Source organism: Rhodocyclaceae bacterium (assembly GCA_020248265.1).
Classification (GTDB): domain Bacteria; phylum Pseudomonadota; class Gammaproteobacteria; order Burkholderiales; family CAIKXV01; genus CAIKXV01.
On sequence record JADCHX010000019.1, the window covers coordinates 22,407 to 40,164 of the forward strand.

Annotated in this window: 18 protein-coding genes; 9 read left to right on the top strand and 9 right to left on the bottom strand. The window is 67.8% G+C overall.

The window, feature by feature from the left end; genetic code table 11:
• Positions 1-129: 129 nt before the first annotated feature.
• Positions 130-1,746, bottom strand: coding sequence for a GGDEF domain-containing protein (locus tag ING98_16170; GenBank protein MCA3103403.1), 1,617 nt, complete (start codon positions 1,744-1,746; stop codon positions 130-132).
• Between the two features lie 92 nt (positions 1,747-1,838).
• On the opposite strand from ING98_16170, the gene flgA reads away from it, so the two are divergent.
• The 3 genes from flgA to ING98_16185 all read left to right on the top strand — a co-directional run bounded on the left by flgA (position 1,839) and on the right by ING98_16185 (position 3,627).
• Positions 1,839-2,657, top strand: a complete 819-nt coding sequence (flgA, locus tag ING98_16175; protein MCA3103404.1) for a flagellar basal body P-ring formation protein FlgA — start codon at positions 1,839-1,841, stop codon at positions 2,655-2,657.
• A 138-nt stretch (positions 2,658-2,795) separates the two neighbouring features.
• A complete protein-coding gene (gene flgM, locus ING98_16180; protein ID MCA3103405.1) occupies positions 2,796-3,113 on the top strand; it encodes a flagellar biosynthesis anti-sigma factor FlgM in 318 nt (105 codons plus the stop codon).
• 4 nt (positions 3,114-3,117) lie between these two features.
• Positions 3,118-3,627 carry a flagellar protein FlgN gene (locus tag ING98_16185; protein ID MCA3103406.1) on the top strand — a complete coding sequence of 170 codons (510 nt, stop codon included), beginning with the start codon at positions 3,118-3,120 and terminating at the stop codon, positions 3,625-3,627.
• Positions 3,628-3,666: 39 nt separating this feature from the next.
• On the opposite strand, the gene motD is transcribed toward ING98_16185, so the two are convergent.
• From motD to flhB, 7 genes are read right to left on the bottom strand one after another with little or no spacing between them, the layout of a single operon-like run.
• Positions 3,667-4,485: a flagellar motor protein MotD gene (gene motD, locus ING98_16190; GenBank protein MCA3103407.1), complete on the bottom strand. Its 819-nt coding sequence runs from the start codon at positions 4,483-4,485 to the stop codon at positions 3,667-3,669.
• 8 nt (positions 4,486-4,493) lie between these two features.
• On the bottom strand, positions 4,494-5,234 hold the full coding sequence (locus ING98_16195) for a flagellar motor protein (GenBank protein ID MCA3103408.1): 741 nt from the start codon (positions 5,232-5,234) through the stop codon (positions 4,494-4,496).
• A gap of 43 nt (positions 5,235-5,277) precedes the next feature.
• Positions 5,278-6,000 (bottom strand): RNA polymerase sigma factor FliA, encoded by a 723-nt coding sequence (locus ING98_16200; GenBank protein ID MCA3103409.1) that lies wholly within the window; start codon positions 5,998-6,000, stop codon positions 5,278-5,280.
• A gap of 24 nt (positions 6,001-6,024) precedes the next feature.
• Positions 6,025-7,038 (bottom strand): hypothetical protein, encoded by a 1,014-nt coding sequence (locus ING98_16205; protein ID MCA3103410.1) that lies wholly within the window; start codon positions 7,036-7,038, stop codon positions 6,025-6,027.
• Between the two features lie 54 nt (positions 7,039-7,092).
• The gene (gene flhF, locus ING98_16210; GenBank protein ID MCA3103411.1) at positions 7,093-8,553 is read right to left on the bottom strand and encodes a flagellar biosynthesis protein FlhF; all 1,461 of its coding nucleotides are present in this window, start codon (positions 8,551-8,553) and stop codon (positions 7,093-7,095) included.
• Positions 8,550-10,676: a flagellar biosynthesis protein FlhA gene (gene flhA, locus ING98_16215; protein ID MCA3103412.1), complete on the bottom strand. Its 2,127-nt coding sequence runs from the start codon at positions 10,674-10,676 to the stop codon at positions 8,550-8,552. Before flhA ends, flhF begins: the two co-directional genes overlap by 4 nt.
• The gene (gene flhB / locus ING98_16220; protein MCA3103413.1) at positions 10,673-11,893 is read right to left on the bottom strand and encodes a flagellar type III secretion system protein FlhB; all 1,221 of its coding nucleotides are present in this window, start codon (positions 11,891-11,893) and stop codon (positions 10,673-10,675) included. Before flhB ends, flhA begins: the two co-directional genes overlap by 4 nt.
• A gap of 167 nt (positions 11,894-12,060) precedes the next feature.
• On the opposite strand from flhB, the gene pip reads away from it, so the two are divergent.
• From pip to ING98_16235, 3 genes are all read left to right on the top strand, one after another.
• Complete coding sequence (gene pip / locus ING98_16225; GenBank protein MCA3103414.1) at positions 12,061-13,035, top strand: prolyl aminopeptidase; 975 nt, start codon at positions 12,061-12,063, stop codon at positions 13,033-13,035.
• Positions 13,036-13,253: 218 nt separating this feature from the next.
• Positions 13,254-14,174 (top strand): fumarylacetoacetate hydrolase family protein, encoded by a 921-nt coding sequence (locus ING98_16230; protein MCA3103415.1) that lies wholly within the window; start codon positions 13,254-13,256, stop codon positions 14,172-14,174.
• A 64-nt stretch (positions 14,175-14,238) separates the two neighbouring features.
• Positions 14,239-14,787 (top strand): hypothetical protein, encoded by a 549-nt coding sequence (locus tag ING98_16235; protein ID MCA3103416.1) that lies wholly within the window; start codon positions 14,239-14,241, stop codon positions 14,785-14,787.
• 393 nt (positions 14,788-15,180) lie between these two features.
• Here ING98_16235 and ING98_16240 read toward each other — a convergent pair whose 3' ends face one another.
• Positions 15,181-15,501, bottom strand: coding sequence for a hypothetical protein (locus tag ING98_16240; protein ID MCA3103417.1), 321 nt, complete (start codon positions 15,499-15,501; stop codon positions 15,181-15,183).
• Between the two features lie 86 nt (positions 15,502-15,587).
• Between ING98_16240 and ING98_16245 the strand changes: the two genes are divergently transcribed.
• The 3 genes from ING98_16245 (at position 15,588) to ING98_16255 (ending at position 17,730) form a co-directional block, all read left to right on the top strand.
• Entirely contained in the window at positions 15,588-16,193 is a 606-nt protein-coding gene (locus ING98_16245; protein MCA3103418.1) for a DUF2946 family protein, read from the top strand.
• Between the two features lie 46 nt (positions 16,194-16,239).
• A complete protein-coding gene (locus ING98_16250) occupies positions 16,240-17,277 on the top strand; it encodes an NAD(P)-binding protein (protein ID MCA3103419.1) in 1,038 nt (345 codons plus the stop codon).
• A gap of 135 nt (positions 17,278-17,412) precedes the next feature.
• Positions 17,413-17,730 (top strand): hypothetical protein, encoded by a 318-nt coding sequence (locus ING98_16255; protein ID MCA3103420.1) that lies wholly within the window; start codon positions 17,413-17,415, stop codon positions 17,728-17,730.
• Positions 17,731-17,758 lie beyond the last annotated feature (28 nt).

Here is a 17,758-nt window from a genome sequence, read left to right on the forward strand (position 1 = left end):
CTTCTCCAGAAAACGTAGCAGCTTCAACAACTTGCACCGATCCGCCAGTTTCGGCGGCTGTCACCGGACCGATTGCCGCCGTGGCATCCATTGCCGCAGGCGGCAATCGATGCCGCGGCGGCGACGGCGCTAGTCCTCGGCGACCACGCGGTTCTTGCCGGCCTCCTTGGCACGGTACATCGCCTGGTCGGCTCGCCTGACCACATCGGCTTCCGATTCCCCGCGACGCAGCTGCACCACGCCTGCGCTGAACGTGATCAGCAGCCTTTCGTTGTTGGCCAGGAAGAACTGCCTGGTCAGTTCGCGCTGCAACCGCTCGATCGCGACCCTGCCCGCATCGAGCGTTGTCTCCGGCAGCAGCACGACGAACTCCTCGCCGCCATAGCGTCCGATGGTGTCGCTCGGACGCAGCAGCGCCTTGGCGACCGTCACCAGGTGCACCAGGGCTTCGTCGCCAGCGCTGTGTCCGTGCGTATCGTTCAGCTTCTTGAAGTTGTCCAGGTCGATCACCGACACGCAGAGTGCGCTGCCGTAGCGCTCGGCCCGCGAGGCCTCCCGGGTCAGGGCTTCGTTCAGCCCGTGCCGGTTCAGGCTGCCGGTCAGCGCATCCTCGCGCACCTTCTCGCTGATCTCCTCCAGTTCGGTCTCGAGCTGTCGGATCTTCGATTCGGCCGCTTCCGCCTGGCGACGTGCGGCCGTGACCTCATCGTGCGAGCGAAGGGTATCTCGCTGCATGTCGCGCATGTCGCCCATCAACCCGTCGAGTACATCCTTCAGGCTGCCGATGTCCTCGATACGCTCGATGCGCTCGGCATGGACGCCGATCTTCTCGTGGTACACGGCGGTGCTGTCGGACATCTCGCCGAGCCGCTCGATGAAGATGCTGAACATGTCCTTCAGCGTGCTCTTGGCATCGGCAATGCTGTGCTTGAGCGCGCCCTGGCGCAGGATGATCTCGCGGAAGCGGGCCTGCGCATCGGTCAGCAGTTCCGGGGTCGGAGGCCGCGCCATCAACTGGCGCATTACCTCCACCTGCCCGCCGATCCACTGGTCGTCATCGACCAGTTCACCGATGTTGTCGATGAGCAGCCGGACCAGGCCCATCAGTTCCGGAACCATCCTGGCGTCGAGGCCGCGTGCGCCGGCCGTGCCCTTCCAGAATGCATCGAGGCGCGTCGCAAGCTGGGCGCACGCCTCGGTGGAATCGGCCGACGCGGCGAGATCGGCAAGAGCGACCAGTTCCGCATTGAGCGAAGGATCGATGACGAAACGGGGTGCGACGTCATTGCGCAACACCTCGGCGAGGAGGCGGCGCAGGGTCTCGACCGAGGACAGCGGTGTGCCAACCGCGTCCAGTCGAGCCAGCGCACCGGCCGCCAGCGGCATGGCCGGCGCGGCGGCGGGATCGCCGGCCGAGGCCTCTCGCAGCGCGAGGATTTCCGCCCCGAAAGCCTTCCAGTTCCGGCTGACCAGCGCGCGCTGCAGGCGGGCCACAGGCTCCTTCAATGCCGGATCCGTGCGCGGCAGATCGCGCAACGCGCCAAGCATCGGCTCTAGTGTGCCGTCCGCGTGCTGATTGTCGGTGCCCGAAATTTCCTCGTAGACACGCTGGTAGTTGTCAGGTGTCGGCGCGAGTTTGCGCACCGCCAGCATGCGCAGCGTTTCGCGGGCGAAATCGGCGGGACTCTTGCCGGTGGGTGCCGCCGGGCCGACAGGCCCGGCGACCGCCGGGTTGACACTCTGCATGCCTGATCCGTTCCAAGGCTGACAAGGGCGCGGTTAGTGCTGTAACGTCAACCCGGCACCAGATCTTTAGCTGTACCTGAAGGAAAAGCGCGATGTCCGTGAATACGCTCCCGAAGCCCCTGTCCGACCGTCCGCCTGCGGACCCCGACGAAGGCGCCGGCATGCCAGCTGCAACGCCCCGAATCCGGCAGATCGGCCGCGCACTCGCGCTGGCCTGTCTGCTGCTGCCTGCGTGGACCCTCGTTCCACCGGCCATGGCGCAATCGGCGGCCGGCCAGGCAACCGTTTTTCCTGCACTGCATGAGCGGATCGTGCAGCAGGTACAGCGGCATCTGCAGGAGCAGACATCCTCGCTGCCGGGCGAGGTCCGCATCACGGTGAACGCGCCGGACGAACGCACCCGCCTGGCCGGCTGCGACGAGTTGCAGGTGTCGCTCGCGCCGGGAGCCCGAGCCTGGGGACAGGTCCCGGTCGGGGTACGCTGCGTACGCCCGCAGGGATGGCAGATATACGTCCAGGCGACGGTACGAGTGTCGGCACCAGTGGTAGTTGCGGCACGTCCGTTGCTTGCGGGCAGCGTGGTCGACACGGCCGACCTGACTACGCGGATCGAAGAGCTGACCGCGCTGCCGGCGTCGGTCATCCAGGATCCGAACCAGGCGGTCGGGCGCGTCGCGGCGTCCACCGTTTCAGCCGGCAGCGTGTTGCGCGCCGAGAACCTCAAGCAGGTCCTGGCGGTAGTCAATGGACAGACCGTGCGCCTGGTTTACGAATCGGCGACACTCAGCGTATCGTATGACGGTCGTGCGCTGGGCAATGCTGCGGTCGGCCAGGGCGTAGACGTGCGCGTCGGGTCGGGCAAGGTCGTACGCGGCATCGTCCGGTCGAATGGCGTAGTTGTCGTACAGTGACGTGCCGGGGCACGCAGCGTGCGCACCCGATCGGCAGTTCGCGCCGATCCGGCCTGGCTGCCGCAATCCTGCACGACACGAGACACTTTGTTGGCGGACATTCCTAAAGGTCCTGTTTCAGGAGCCGTAAACGGAACCATGAAGATGAAAATCGACAGCGGCATCCCCTCCTCCACCCCGGTCACCCGCGTCGCCGAGACACCGGGCCGTCAGAATACCGTCGCTCGCGCCACGACCTCGGGCTCGTCCGGGGACAGCGTCGAAATCACCAGTCTTTCGGCGAGGCTGAACCAGCTCGAGGGCGTGCTGGCAGGCGTGCCGGTGGTCGACAGCGCACGGGTGCAGGCGATCAAGGACGCGATCAGCGAAGGCCGTTTCCAGGTCGACTCTGAAGTGGTAGCCGACCGTCTGCTCTCCAGCGTGAAGGAACTGCTGATCCAGCGCGGCCCTGCCTGAAGGCGTGAGTCCTCCCGCCGCGCCGCGGATCGCCCCGACGGATCCCCGCTCTCGCTTTACGGCCGACCTGCAGGCCGAAGCGGCGGCCTTTGCCGATTTCTTCGAACTCCTGCGCACCGAGCAGGCTGCGCTCGAGTCACGCGATATCGAGGCGCTGCTGCAGATCGCCCCGGCCAAGTCGGAACACATCCGCACGCTGAACGACCTCGCGCGCCGCCGCGCGGTCTACCTGACCGGGCAGTCGTTCACCCCCGACCGATCCGGCATGGCGCAATGGCTGATCGTGCATGGCGGCGCCGACCAGGGGTCGTTGTCCGCCATCTGGCGCAACCTGATCGATACCGCCGCAAAGGCGCAGGCGCTCAATCGCGAGAACGGGGTGCTGATCGAAACCCGGCTGCAGCACAATCAGCGCCTGATGTCGGCGCTCGCGGCGGGTGTGCAGCCGTCGCTCTACGGCCCCGACGGGCAGACCCGCATCGGCAGTACCGGACGAAACCTCGGCAAGGTCTGAGCCCGATCGCCAGCGGCCTCGGGCACATGCCACGCAGACCTAATTGCGTGGATCGCCACCGGACGCCGGCATGCCTGCCGGTCGAGGCTGCTGCGACTGACCGGGTTCGGGTTCCGCCTGGATGATCACCGCGACCCGACGATTGCGTGCCCGCGCCTCGGGCGTATCGCCAGGTTCGATCGGCTGGTTGTCGGCATGGCCGATGGCGGTAAGCCTCGGCGCGGCGATGCCGGTCTCGACGAACAGCCTGACCACCACCGCCGCACGCGAGGCGGACAACTCCCAGTTCGACGCGAACGCCGGGGTGGAGATCGGCACGTTGTCGGTGTGCCCCTCGACTGCGATCGCACCGCCCGTGCGCGCGAGTACGCGCGCCACTTCGGACAGCGTCTTCGTAGCAGCAGGTTCGAGCGAGGACTGGCCGGAACGGAACAGCACGCTGGCATTGATCTCGATCACCAGCCCGCGACGGGTCTCGCTGACCCGGACCAGGCCCTCCTTGACGAGCGGATCGAGCATCGTCGACAACTCGGCGCCGAGTTCGCGCATGCGCGCCATCATCGCCCGCATCGCAGCCTCGTCCCTGGGCGACCCCGGCGCCGGACCGATGATGCCGCCCTGCTCCTGCCCGACGATCGAGCGCGGCGAGTTGCTCGGGCTCTCGGCATCCGGCAGGCGCGATGGATTCTGGAAGGCCTGCACCAGCGAGTCGCTGAGCACCCGGTACTTGCTCTCGTTCACCTGCGAGATTGCGTACATGACCACGAAGAACGCGAACAACAGCGTGATGAAGTCGGCGTACGACATCAGCCAGCGTTCGTGCGATTCCGGCTCCTCCGGCAGGCGCTTGCGCGGCATCGTGGCGGCTAGACCAGGTAACCCTGCAGGCGGATCTCGATCGACCGAGGGTTCTCGCCGTTGGCGATACCCACCAGCCCCTCGATCAGCATCTCGCGCGTGCTGACGTCGCGCGCGACCAGCGCCTTGATCTTGTTGGCAACGGGCAGGAACACGAGATTGGCGAGCCCGACACCGTAAATGGTTGCAACGAACGCAACCGCGATGCCGGCACCGAGCCTGGCCGGATCGGTGAGGTTTTCCATGACCTGGATCAGGCCCATCACCGCACCGAGGATGCCCACCGTCGGCGCGTAGCCGCCCGCCGATTCCCAGACGCGGGCAGCGGCCCGGTAGCGCGCCTCGAACGCATTGATCTCCAGTTCGAGCGCTTCGCGCAGCACGTTCGGCTCGGCACCGTCGACCAGCAGCTGCAGGCCCTTGCGTTCGAACGGCTCACGCGAGGCTTCGATTGCAGTCTCGAGCGCGAGCAACCCCCCGCGGCGGGCCGTCTGGCTCCATCCGGTGATCCGGCCGATCAACTTCTTCGGCTCGTGCGGAGGCGGCTTGAATACCCAGCCCGCGGTGCGCAGCGCGTCGGAAAACTGCTGCGCCGAGCTCTGCAGCATGACGGCTCCGGCTGTGCCGCCGACCACGATCAGGAAGGCCGTGACCTGCAGCAGCGAGGCCGGATGCCCGCCTTCGAGCATCAGGCCACCGATGATCGCAGTCAGGCCCAGCAACAGGCCGGCTATGCTTATCCGGTCCATCAGGAGGTCACGCGCGCCGGGCTGTGCTGGGCCCCGGTCGCGCTCACGCGTTCTGCGTCCACTCCTTCATCCGTGTACGCAGCCGGGCCACCGCCTGACTGTGGAGTTGACAGATGCGCGACTCACTGACGCCCAGGACCTGGCCGATCTCCTTCAGGTTCAGCTCTTTTTCGTAGTAGAGGCCCATCACCAGCTTCTCGCGCTCGGGGAGGTTGCTGATCGCGTTGACGAGCATCTGGCGGAAGCCCTTGTCCTCGATGATCGCAAGCGGGTTGGACTGATTGTCTGCGAGGAAGAAGTCGAAGAAGTCATTGTCATCGGACTCCTGGAAATCCTCGTAGTGCAGCAACTGCGATCCACGGGCGTCGCTCAGCATGTGCTGGTAGTCGGAGAGCGGCACGTTCATCTCGTCGGCCAGCTCGGTCTCGTTGGGCTGGCGACCGAACTTCTGCTCGAGCTTCGCTACCGCGGCCTCGATCTTGCGAAGGTTCTTGCGGACGTTGCGCGGCAGCCAGTCGGCATGGCGCAGCTCGTCGAGCATGGAGCCCCGGATGCGCTGCACAGCATACGTTTCGAACTGCGCGCCCTGCGTGCTGTCGAAGTTGTCCGAGGCATCCAGCAGCCCTATCAGGCCAGCCTGGATGAGGTCGTCGACATCGACGCTGGCTGGCAGCCGGGTCATGAAGTGGTAGGCGATCCGCTTAACCAGCGGTGCCATCTCCTTGACGATGGCATCCTTGTCGTCTATCGAGGCAATCGGGGGCATCTAAAGGGGCGATCCTGTACTGAATTACCGCGATACTAGTGCGGTTCGGCCCGGCGCGCCGAACGGCGACAGTTTCTGGGACGGGCTGGGGGTCGAGTCGTACGACGGGTTGCGGGGCGTTTTGCGTTCTACGACAGCCCCCGCTTCTGCCCTCGCATTCTGCGCCGGATCAACGGCTCGCGCCGTCTCGCCGACCAGCAGGGCCTGCCAGGCCTGTTCCGGTGCGCTTGGCAGCGGCACCGGGATGTCGATCCGTTCGGCCAGCATCGCACTGGCGGCGGCAGCGCAGCTTCCCGGGAAGACCTCGGCGAGCGGGCGATGGAGGCGTTCGGCGCGTGGCACCGTCGGATCGACCGGCACGGCGCCGGCATAGTCCACCTGCACCTGCAGGAAGCGGCGTGCGGTCTGTGCCACCTTCTGCCACGCCGCCTCCGCCGTACCGGCATCGTTGGCACGTGCCATCCACCACAGGTACCGCTGCTGCCCGACCTCGAGGGCCAGCATCTTCAGCGCGGCATAGGCCGCGGTCACCGAACGCTGGACCGTGGTGGATCCGAGCAGGACGGTACCGGCTTGCGCCGCGGCCGGCCACCAGCGCTCCACCCGGTCGGCAGGCACGTCGAGCAGTACGCAATCGAAGCGCACGGCAAGATCGGACAGGGTACGGGCGACGGCGGCCCCGGCTGCCGGGTCGACCGCTGCGGGTAGGCGGGCAGGGCCGAGCCTGGCGGCCGGCACCCAGGTCACGCCGCCGGCAGCATGCAGCAGCACCTCGTCGAGTCGGCGCTGGCCGGACAGCGCCTCGGCCAGGTCACCGCGCGGAAACAGCCCGAACCAGCCAGCGCCACTGCGTAACTGCGGCTGTGCGTCGACCACCAGCACGGCATGGCCGCGCCGCGCCATCGCGCCCGCCGTCGCGGCGACCAGCGCGGTCTGTCCGATCCCGGCATCGCCACCGATGAACAGCGCACTGCGCAGCGTCGATCCGCCCAGCAGGCGGCGCAGGCTCGAGGCCTGATCATCGCCCGGGCCGATCATCGCGGGATCCTCCCCGGCTGCACGCGCGATGACGGAAGATCCTGGGGCAGCGGGTCACGCACCGGAGCCTCCGCTGGCGGCAACCAGGGCGAACTCGTCGCTGGCCGGGGTAAACGGGTTGGCGGCCTCACGACCGCGCAGCGCGCGATCGATCAGGTAGAGCGGATTGGGCAGGTGCAGGTCTTCCGGCACGCGCTGGCCATTGGTCACGAAGCACACCGGCAGCCGGTGGCGCAGCACTACATCGAGCACGCCGCCCAGCGACACCGCCTCGTCGATCTTGGTCAGGATGCAACCGTCGAGCCCTCCCCCCGCATAGCGCGTCGCGACGTCCTCCAGCGTGCTGCCGGCGGAAGCGGCCGACAGCAGCAGCAGCCGCCGTACGCCGCGGCCCTCGCCGGACAGCAACGCAGCCTGCTCGGCAAGCCGGCGATCGCGCTGGCTCATGCCTACGGTATCGATCAGCGTAAGGTGGCGCGCCGCCAGGTCGCCCAGCGTCATCTGCAGTTCGGGTTCGTCGCGCACCGCGATCACCGGGACACCGAGAATGCGCCCATAGATGCGCAGTTGGTCGAGAGCGCCGATCCGGAAGCCGTCGGTGGTCAGCAGCGCGGCGCTGGACGCCCCACGCGCGAGCACGCAGCGCGCAGCCAGCTTGGCGACCGTCGTGGTCTTGCCGACACCGGTCGGTCCGACCAGCGCAAACACGCCGCCCTGTTCGCAGGGGTCGACCGGCTGCAGCAGCGTCTTCAGCCGGTCGAACAGCAGGGCGCGCACCTGCCGCCAGGCAGTGTCGACCGGCGTATCGGGTACCGGGACGCCGCGCACGGGCGTCCCGGCCGTGTCGGGTTCCGTGGCATGGTGTCGGCTGACCGCCTCGGCGAGGTCGCGCGCGAGCAGCGTGCTGAAGCCAGCCGCAAGCAGCCGCCGCATCACTTCGGTCTCGACCGGCGAACGCCGTGACCGCTCGCCCCAGGCAAACCCGGCCAGCTGATGCTCGACCAGCGAGCGCAGCGAGCGGACCTCGGCGGCGATCTCGGTGATCGCACCGGGGTCTGCGGCGCTGCGCGCCGCGGCCGCCGGCCGCGCGACTGCCGGTGCCGGTGCCGGCTCGGGCGCAGGCGATGCCATCGGCACGGCTGGCGCTGCAGGCGCCGCAGCCGCCGGACCGGGCGCCACCGAGCCGCGCGCGCCGGCCGGCACCTGCAGCGGCGGCCACGGTGCCGCCGGCGGCGCGGCGCGGCGCACGACATCGGGGAGATCCGGATCGTCCGCGAGCGCGGCCTGGGTATAGGCATCGATCGCCGAACGCCGGAGCGGCTCGACCTCGGTCCGGGGCGGGAACGGTGCGGGCAGCATCGCCGGCTCGGCGCCGGATTCGATCATCGCCACCAGTTCGACGCCGCCCGAGGGCAGCCGCCGGTTGGACAGGATCAGCGCATCGGCGCCCAGCGCATCGCGTACTTCGCGCAAGGCATCGCGGGTCGACTGGGCCTGGAAACGCCGGACGATCATCCCCGTCCTCCGAGCACGGCAACCACGCGGATGGTCTTGCTGTCAGGGATTTCCGAGTGCGAAATCACCTTGAGCTGGGGAACGGCACGCTTCAGGAACCGCATCAGCAGGGCTCGCAGCGCCGGCGCGACCAGCAGCACGGCCGGTTGTCCCGACTGTTCCTGGGTCTGGGCGAGTACCGCCGCCTGGCGCAGCAGGTTCTCGGCGAGCGAAGGCTCCAGGCCGGCGCCGTCGGCCTGCCGGTCGGCCTTGTCGCCGGCGCGTCCCTGGGTCATCTGGGTCAGCATCTGCTCGAGTGTGGGGTCGAGCGCGATTACCGGCAACTCCCCCGCGCCCGGGAACACCGACTGCATGATCGCGCGCCCCAGCGCGATGCGCACATGGCTGGTAAGTTCCTCGGCATCCTGCGTCTTCGCGCCGTGTTCGGCCAGCGACTCGATGATCGTGCGCATGTCGCGGATATGGACACCGTCGGACAGCAGGTTCTGCAGAACGCGCTGCACGACCGTGAGGTTCAGCACCCGTGGCACGAGGTCTTCCACCAGCTTGGGGGAATCCTTTGCGATGTGGTCGAGCAGCGCCTGAGTCTCTTCACGGCCGAGCAGTTCGTGCGCATTCGACTGGATCATGTTCGACAGGTGGGTCGCCACCACCGTCCCGGCGTCGACCACCGTGTAGCCGAGGCTCTGCGCCTGGTCGCGCTGGCCGGCATCGATCCAGGTGGCTGGCAGACCGAATGCAGGATCCTTCGTGGCCGTGCCCTGCAGGTTGCCCAGTACCCGCCCGGGATTGATCGCCAGGAACATGCCGGGGAACACTTCGCCGGTACCGGCATCGACGCCCTTGAGAAGGATCCGGTAGGCATTGGGCCGCAGCTCGAGGTTGTCCCTGATGTGCACCGCGGGCACCAGGAAGCCGAGGTCCTGCGCGACCTTCTTGCGGATGCCGCGGATGCGCTTGAGCAGTTCACCGTCCTGGGAGCGGTCGACCAGCGGGATCAGCCGATAGCCGACTTCCAGGCCGAGCATGTCGACCGGCACCACGTCGTTCCAGCCGACCTCGGCTGGCTCCGCCCTTGGCGGCGGCGGCGGGGGAGGCAACGCCGCCGCCTGCTGCTGCTTCTGCGCGGTGTACCAGCCGATCCAGCCGAGACCCCCGGCGATCGCGAGAAAGGCCAGGTTGGGCATGCCAGGAATCAGGCCGACCAGCCCGATCATGCCGGCGGTGATGTACATCACCTGCGGCCGGTTGAACATCTGGCCGATGAACTGGTTGGACAGGTCCTGCTCGCTGCCGGCGCGGCTGACCACGATGCCGGCGGCCGTCGAGATCACCAGGGCCGGAATCTGCGCAACGAGGCCGTCGCCGATGGTCAGCAGCACGTAGGTCTCGGTCGCATCGCCGAAACCCATGCCATGCTGGAGCATGCCGATCAGGAGCCCGCCGACGATGTTGATCACGACGATCAGGATGCCGGCGATCGCATCGCCGCGGACGAACTTCGACGCACCGTCCATCGACCCGTAGAAATCGGCTTCGGCGGCGATCGCCTGGCGCCGCGCGCGCGCCTCGTCCTCGCGGATCAGCCCGGCATTCAGGTCGGCGTCGATCGCCATCTGCTTGCCCGGCATCGCATCGAGCGTGAAGCGTGCCGCAACCTCGGCGATGCGGCCTGCACCCTTGGTGATCACCACGAAATTGATCACGACCAGGATGATGAACACGATCAGGCCGACCGCGTAGTTGCCGCCGATCAGGAAGTGGCCGAAGGCCTCGATCACCTGGCCGGCGGCATCCGGGCCGGTGTGGCCTTCGAGCAGGATGACCCGGGTGGAGGCGACGTTGAGCGACAGGCGCAGCAGCGTGGTGACCAGCAGGATGGTCGGGAACACCGAAAACTCGAGCGGCTTCAGCGTGTACAGCGCGACCAGCAGCACGATCACCGACAGTGCGATGTTGAACGTGAACAGCAGGTCGAGCAGGAGCGTGGGCAGCGGCAGGACCATCATCGCGAGCACGAGGATGATCAGCATGGGCGCCGCGGCGCGCGTCCACTGCGAGCTTGCGGGCTGGCCGCCCGGCAGGGTCAAGGCCCCGCCCGGGCCTGGCGGCAGGGCGCTCATCGGTCAGCTCCCGAGGCAGGCAGCAGCCCTCCCCGCACCCGGGCCGGCTGCAGCGCCGGCACGGCCTCTGCTTCCGCGTCCGGCCCCGGGTCGAGGTCGGCAGGAACGTCCAGCAGCGTCGGCGCACCCGGCAGTACCGAGCCATAGCCGCGCGCGAGGCGAAGCTGGTACACCCAGGCCAGCACCTCGGCGACCGCGGCATAGAGCGCCGCCGGGACACCGTCGCCGACCTCGGCATGCCGATGCAGCGCACGCGCGAGCGGCGGCGCGCTCAGCACCGGCACGTTGTTCTCGCGCGCGAGGTCGATGATGCGGCTGGCGACCTCGCGCGAGCCCTTGGCCACCACCTGCGGCGCACGCATGCGGCCCTCGAGGTACTGCAGGGCCACCGCGTAATGCGTCGGGTTGGTGACTACCACGTCCGCCTTGGGCACCGCCGACATCATCCGGCGGCGTGCCATCTCGCGCTGCATCGCCCGGATCCGCCCCTTGACCTCGGGGTTTCCCTCGGTCTCCTTGCCCTCCTGGCGCACCTCCTCCTTGGTCATTCGCAACTGCTGCACGTGATTCCAGATCTGGAACGGCACGTCGATCGCGACGATCAGCAGCATCGCCAGCATCACCGCGACGAACGCATCGGTCATCATCGAGCCGACGTGCGCGAGCGCGGTCTCGATCGGCTCCAGCGCGAGCATCGCCATCGCGTCCTTCTGCTTCCAGAGCATCACCACCACGACCGCGCCCAGCACGACCATCTTCAGGATGGCCTTGATCAGTTCGACCGCGCCTTGCCAGGAAAACGTGCGGCCGAGGTAAGCAGTCGGCGACAGGCGGCTCAGCTTCGGCTGCAGCGCGTCCGCGCTGAACAGCCAGCCGGACAGCAGCATCGGCGCGAGCAGCGCGACCAGTAGCGAGGCGACGAACAGGGGCGCCATCACCCATAGCGCGCCGACCATCGTTTCGTACAGCCGGGAGAGCGCTACGCCGACATCGAATGCGCTGGCACGGTCGAGTTGCAGCCCGCTGGCGAACAACGTGCGCATGCCGTCGATGAGCGTTGCGCCGGCGAAAAGCAGAAGGCCGCCGGACACCAGCAGCGACGAGAAGCTGTTGAGCTCGGTCGAACGGGCAACCTGTCCTTGCTCGCGCGCCTGTTCTATGCGGCGGGAGCTGGCTGGTTCTGTCTTTTCGAGATCGCTCTGCTGCGATTCCGCCATGGCTGGTCAAGTCGTTTCGCGATAGTAGCATGCAACGAGTCCGCGAAAACCCCCACGCCCGACGCGCGGCACGCGTTCGTGCTAACTTCTTCAGGGGCTGCAGTGCCCACTGCAGCGCCTTTCTCGCCCCATTCCCCAGACAGGCCGGCAACCCCGGTGCAAACGCCATGCCAGACCAGCGCGACCCGGTCCGCTCAGAACTGTTCCCGCCGATCGAGCCCTTCTCCAGCGGCATGCTCGCGCTCGACGGCCGGCACCGGATGTACTGGGAGCAGTCGGGCAATCCCTCCGGCGTACCGGTCGTGTTCCTGCATGGCGGCCCGGGGGCGGGCAGTTCGCCGGAACACCGGCGGTTCTTCAATCCGGCGTTCTACCGGATCGTCGTCCTCGACCAGCGCGGTGCGGGCCGGTCGCTGCCGCACGGCGACCTGGTCGACAACACGACCCCTCTGCTCATCGCCGACCTGGAACAGCTGCGCGCGCACCTGAACATCGATCGCTGGCTGGTTTTCGGAGGGTCATGGGGAAGCACGCTGGCGCTGGCCTATGCCGAGGCGCACCCGGAGCGCTGTCACGGACTGATCCTGCGCGGCATCTTCCTGTGCCGCGATTCGGAGATCGAGTGGTTCCTCTACGGCCTGAAGGCGATCTTCCCGGAAGCCTGGCGCGCGTTCACCGCGCAGCTGAGCGCCGCCGAGCGGGAAGACATCCTCGTCTCCTACCATCGCCGGCTCATTGACCCGTCGCCCGCGGTGCACATGCCGGCCGCACGGGCGTGGAGCGTGTACGAAGGCAGCTGCTCTACGCTGCTGCCCAGCCCGGAGACGGTTTCGTACTTCTCCGGCGACAGCGTTGCACTCGGCCTCGCCCGGATCGAAGCGCACTACTTCATCAACCGCATCTTCCTCTCCGACAACGCGCTTCTCGACAACATAGGTCGCATCCGGCATCTGCCGGGCGTGATCGTCCAGGGGCGGTATGATGCCGTCTGCCCGATCGTCAGCGCAGACGACCTGCACCAGGCGTGGCCGGAGGCCCAGTACGTCGTCGTTCCCGATGCCGGACACTCGGCGTGGGAAGCGGGCATCAGGGCGGAACTGGTCCGCGCGACCGAACGCTTCCGGCTGCGACTGGCCGGCTGACCGCGGATCCGGCAGTCGCGCCGGGTACGGCACCCCTGGCGCATCCGGGCGCAGGCCGCCCCCCGCAGACAGGACGGGCCTGACGCACCCTGACGCACCCTGATGCACCCCGACGCACCCTACGCACTTTACGCACCCCTACGCAGCCCTTCCCGGAATCCAATCGCCAGAACGCACACCGTGCACCGAGACACCGAACAGATGGAGTCAAGTCAAGCATGAAGCTCTACACCTACAAGGCCGCCGCTGGCGCGGCGTCCACCGTCGGCGTCCTCGACGCCGACGGCATGCACCTGGTCGACCTCGCGGCAACCGCCGCTACCGGGGGCGCGGCGCTGCCGTTCGACCCGACGAGCATGCAGTCGCTCATCGATGCCGGCGCGCCCGGCCTGGCCGCTGTGTCGGCGCTGGCTTCGCATGCGAAGGCGGTACGCATCGCGCTATCGACCGTCACGCTGTGCGCGCCGCTGCCGCGCCTGCTCCGCAACGTCTACTGCGTGGGCTGGAACTACCTCGACCACTTCAACGAGGGCGCAGCCCATCGCAAGACCGCCGTCGAACTGCCCGACCACCCGGCGCTGTTCACCAAGGCATCGAACGCCCTGAACGGACCCTTCGACCCGATCCCGTACAACGCCGAGGTCAGCGAGAAGATCGACTGGGAATGCGAGATGGGCATGATCATCGGCCGCCGCGGACGCAACATCCCGGAAGCCGACGCGATGTCCCATGTGTTCGGCTACACCGTCCTGAACGATGTCACCGCGCGCGACATGCAGCGCTACCACGGCGGGCAGTGGTTCAAGGGCAAGAGCCTGGACGGCAGCTGCCCGATCGGACCGTGCATCGTGACGGCCGATTCGATACAGCCCGAGTCGCTCGACATCTTCACGCGCGTCAACGGCGTCGTGAAGCAGGAATCCAACACCCGCCACCTGTTCTTCAAGCTGCCGCGGCTGATTGCCGAGCTGTCGCGAGGGCTTACGCTCGAACCCGGCGACCTGATCGCCACCGGTACGCCGCAGGGCGTGGGTTACGCCCGCACGCCACCGGAGTTCCTGAAGCCGGGTGATGTCCTCGAGACCGAGGTACAGGGCATCGGCGTGATCCGCAATCCGATCGTCGCAGTGAACGACTGAACCACGGCAGCCGACCCCGGCTGCACCCAGGCATCAGTCGCGTTTTCGTCAGGAGTAATCGGACATGCGTACCGAAGTTCATGTGCACGGCACCGTGGTGCTGGTCGAAGGTGTTTCCATCGGCCAGGTGGAGGGTGCCCTCCGCCCCTGGCTCGACTACCTCGACTGCGCTTCGATCAAGGAAGCCCGCAGCCTGGAGCAGGACGAGCCCGGCATCGTGTTCGACCGCAAGCGGTTCCTGCTCGAGATCTGCTGGACCGGGGACGTCGGCCGCAACTTCCAGGGCGTGCTGGGCGATGCACTCGCCGGCCTGGGCCCGCTGGCCGAAGAAGCCTCTACGGTCGAGATCACCTACTTCCACGACAAGGGCGACGAGGTGCAACTGATGTTCGTCGGTCCTACGCCGCAGGCGATCCACGACATGCAGCGGCGCCTGATGGTCGAGGAAGTGTCCAACCTGCTCGGCCGGCAGTTCGGTGCCGAGGACGTCTCTCAGGTCGGGGCACTGATCAACAAGCTCTTCGCGGAAGACTGGACACGCAAGCAGGCGGCTGGCGAAAGCGGGCTCGCCAGCGCGACGCAACCGCATACGCGACCCAAGCAGTTGCACTGACGGCGCGGGCGGGTACGCTCAGACCGCAGCGTTCACCCGGAACGGCGGCGGATCGTCCATGCGGCGGCGCTCGCCCCGGCGATCTCGGCCGCTGCGTGTGTCCAGCATGACGGGCACCTGGAGCCGGCGCCTGTCGGGTCCTGCCCGACGTGAGCCCTGCCGACGCTCCGCTGGCGGCAGCCCGCCCTGAAGCGGCTGCGCGGCTGGTTGCGCCCGGAACAAGCCCGGGATCGCCGACTGGCCCGCGTCGGACGTACCGGCCGCAGCCACACCCGCGACGTCGCGGCGGGCGACTGCGGCGACTTTCTGGGAGGGTATCGTCGGAAACTGCATCGTCGAGTGCCGGGCTGGAATGGACAAGCAACCGGGCGCTGCATCGCCCCTGCGCGAAGGCTACCGCGGTTTCGACCCCGCCGCAGCCGAACTGGCGATCGACTCGAGCGCCGACTTCTGCACCTCGAGCGTCTTCACCGTCATCTGGATGAAGCCGACGTTCATCTTCAGCCAGTTCTCGACCGCCTGCAGTTCATTGATCCGGCGCTCGATCTCCTTCGGGTCGGCGGTCGGAGTGAACATCGGCGGCATGCCCGGAAAGCCTGGCATCGGAGTCGTTGCGGACATCGCGGCCATGCCGGGCAGGCCATAAGCCTCGGGCGACCACATCTTGCGGACCCATTCGAAGAACTCGCTGGTCTGGTCGGTGGAATCAGCCATGCAGGCCTCCTGCGACGGTGGGAATGCGGATACGGACGAGAGTCGGATTGGGTACTCTACTCGCAACTAGGAATGCACCGGAACCCATGGACGACATTGTCGCGCAGGCGATGGCCCGATGGCCGGATGTTCCGGCGGTCTACGGCTGGCTGCGTCTCGACCGCCGGGGACGATGGCTGGTGAAGGGCGAGCCGATCGGCCATCGACCGACGGTAGAGTTCATCGGCCGCAATTACCACTGCGATGCGCAGGGACGGCACTTCTTCCAGAACGGCCCGCAGCGGGTCTTCGTCGACGTCGACCATTTTCCCCACGTGCTCTGGCTGGACGGCAGGGCCGGCAACCAGGCTGCCCTGGTCACGCACGCGGGTGCGCCGGTCGCTCGGCCGTACCGGGCCTGGATCGACCCTGCCGAGGGCGTGGTCGTCGAATTCGCATGGACCGGCTCGGCCATGCCCGCGCTCGGAAGCGTGCTCGACCGTGACCTGCCGGCGCTGGTCGACTGCTTCACCTGCGCGGATGGCCGTGCACTCGACGCGGATGGCTGGGAGCGCCTGCTGGAAGGACGCGCCTCGGGCACCCGTCTGGCGATCGGCGATACCCTCCTGCCGGTGGCAAGCCTGCCGGCGCTCGACTCGTTTCCATTCGTCCGCGCACCGCGCCCGGCAGCGGGCGAGGATGCCTGCACCTGATGCTGCCTCCCCGATCAACGCTCCCGATGCAAGAAGGATTGTGCGCATGACCCAGACGAACCCGCCCTCCGTCGCCATCGTCGGTGCCGGCCTGTCAGGCCTCACCTGCGCACGCACCCTGCAGGACGCGGGGTTCCGCGTACAGGTGTTCGACAAGTCGCGCGGGGTCGGCGGCCGGCTCGCGACGCGGCGTACCGATCATGGTTCGTTCGACCACGGGGCACAGTACTTTACCGCGCGGGATCCGCGTTTCCGCGAGCGGGTGGAGCAATGGGTGGCACAGGGGCTTGCGGCACCGTGGACGCCCGCACTGTTGGCCATCGACATGGCGAGCGGAAGCCCCGTGCGTACCGCCGTCGGGGACGGGACGATACGCTACGTCGGCCTGCCGGCAATGAATCGCATCGGCCGCACGCTCGCCGATGGCCTCGAGGTACGTACCGACTGCACGGTCACCGCCGCGCGCCGCGTCGCAGGCGCCGGTCACCGGAAACAGTGGCAACTCTCCGCCGCCGACGGCAAGGGTGCCGCCGTGGCACCGGAGGGCAGCTTCGACTGGCTGGTGGCTGCGATACCTTCCCCGCAGGCTGCCATGCTGCTCGGCGAAGCCGGCGGCCTGCAGGCGCAGGCCCGCGCGCTGCCGATGGTGCCGTGCTGGGCGGTGCTGGCCTCGTTCGATGCACCGGTCGAGGCCGGCTTCGATGCGGCCTTCGTCAACGGCTCGGCCCTCACCTGGATCGCACGCAACAATGCCAAGCCGGGCCGCGACCCCGGCCCGGAATGCTGGGTCCTGCACGCTGCGCGCGACTGGAGCGAAACAGCCCTTGAAGATCCGGCCGAAGCAGTCTGCGCGCGCATGCTGGCGGAGTTCAGCCGCGTCACCGGATACAGCCGCGCGCCGCTGACCGCACGGGCGCATCGCTGGCGCTACGCCGGTCCTGGTGCCCGAACCGATCTCGCCTGCCTGTTCGATGCCACAAGCAGCGCGGGGGCGTGTGGCGACTGGCTCGCCGGATCCAGGGTCGAGGGCGCATGCCTCAGCGGCCTGGACCTGGCCGGACGCATCCTCGACGCCACGCACTGATCGTCCATGGCAAGCGGCCATGCCCGTGCAGGCTGCACGACACCGGGCCGGTGCTGGTATGGCATAGTCACGCTGGTGAAGGGCGCAGCCATCCCGGCCCGCGCATTTGCCCCGAGGAGGTCCAGCATGCTCGCCATGGTCAGGGCGGTATCCGCCGCTGCAGTGTTTTCGATCATATCCGTTGCGATGCCACTCGCGGCGCATGCCGCGGAAGACGCGCGCACGAAGCAGCAGGAACTGATGGGAACCTGCAACCGGATGGCTGCGCAGAAGGAAATGAAGGGCGACGACCGCAAGAAGTTCATGAGCGCCTGCCTGAAGGGCGAGGTACCGATGGCTCCAGCCCGCACGCCGCAGCAGGAACGCATGGCCAATTGCAACACCGAGGCCGGAAGCAAGGCGCTGAAGGGCGACGACCGCAAGAAATTCATGAGCGATTGTCTCAAGGGGTAGCCGACCCCTTCAGTCCGCAGGCCGATCG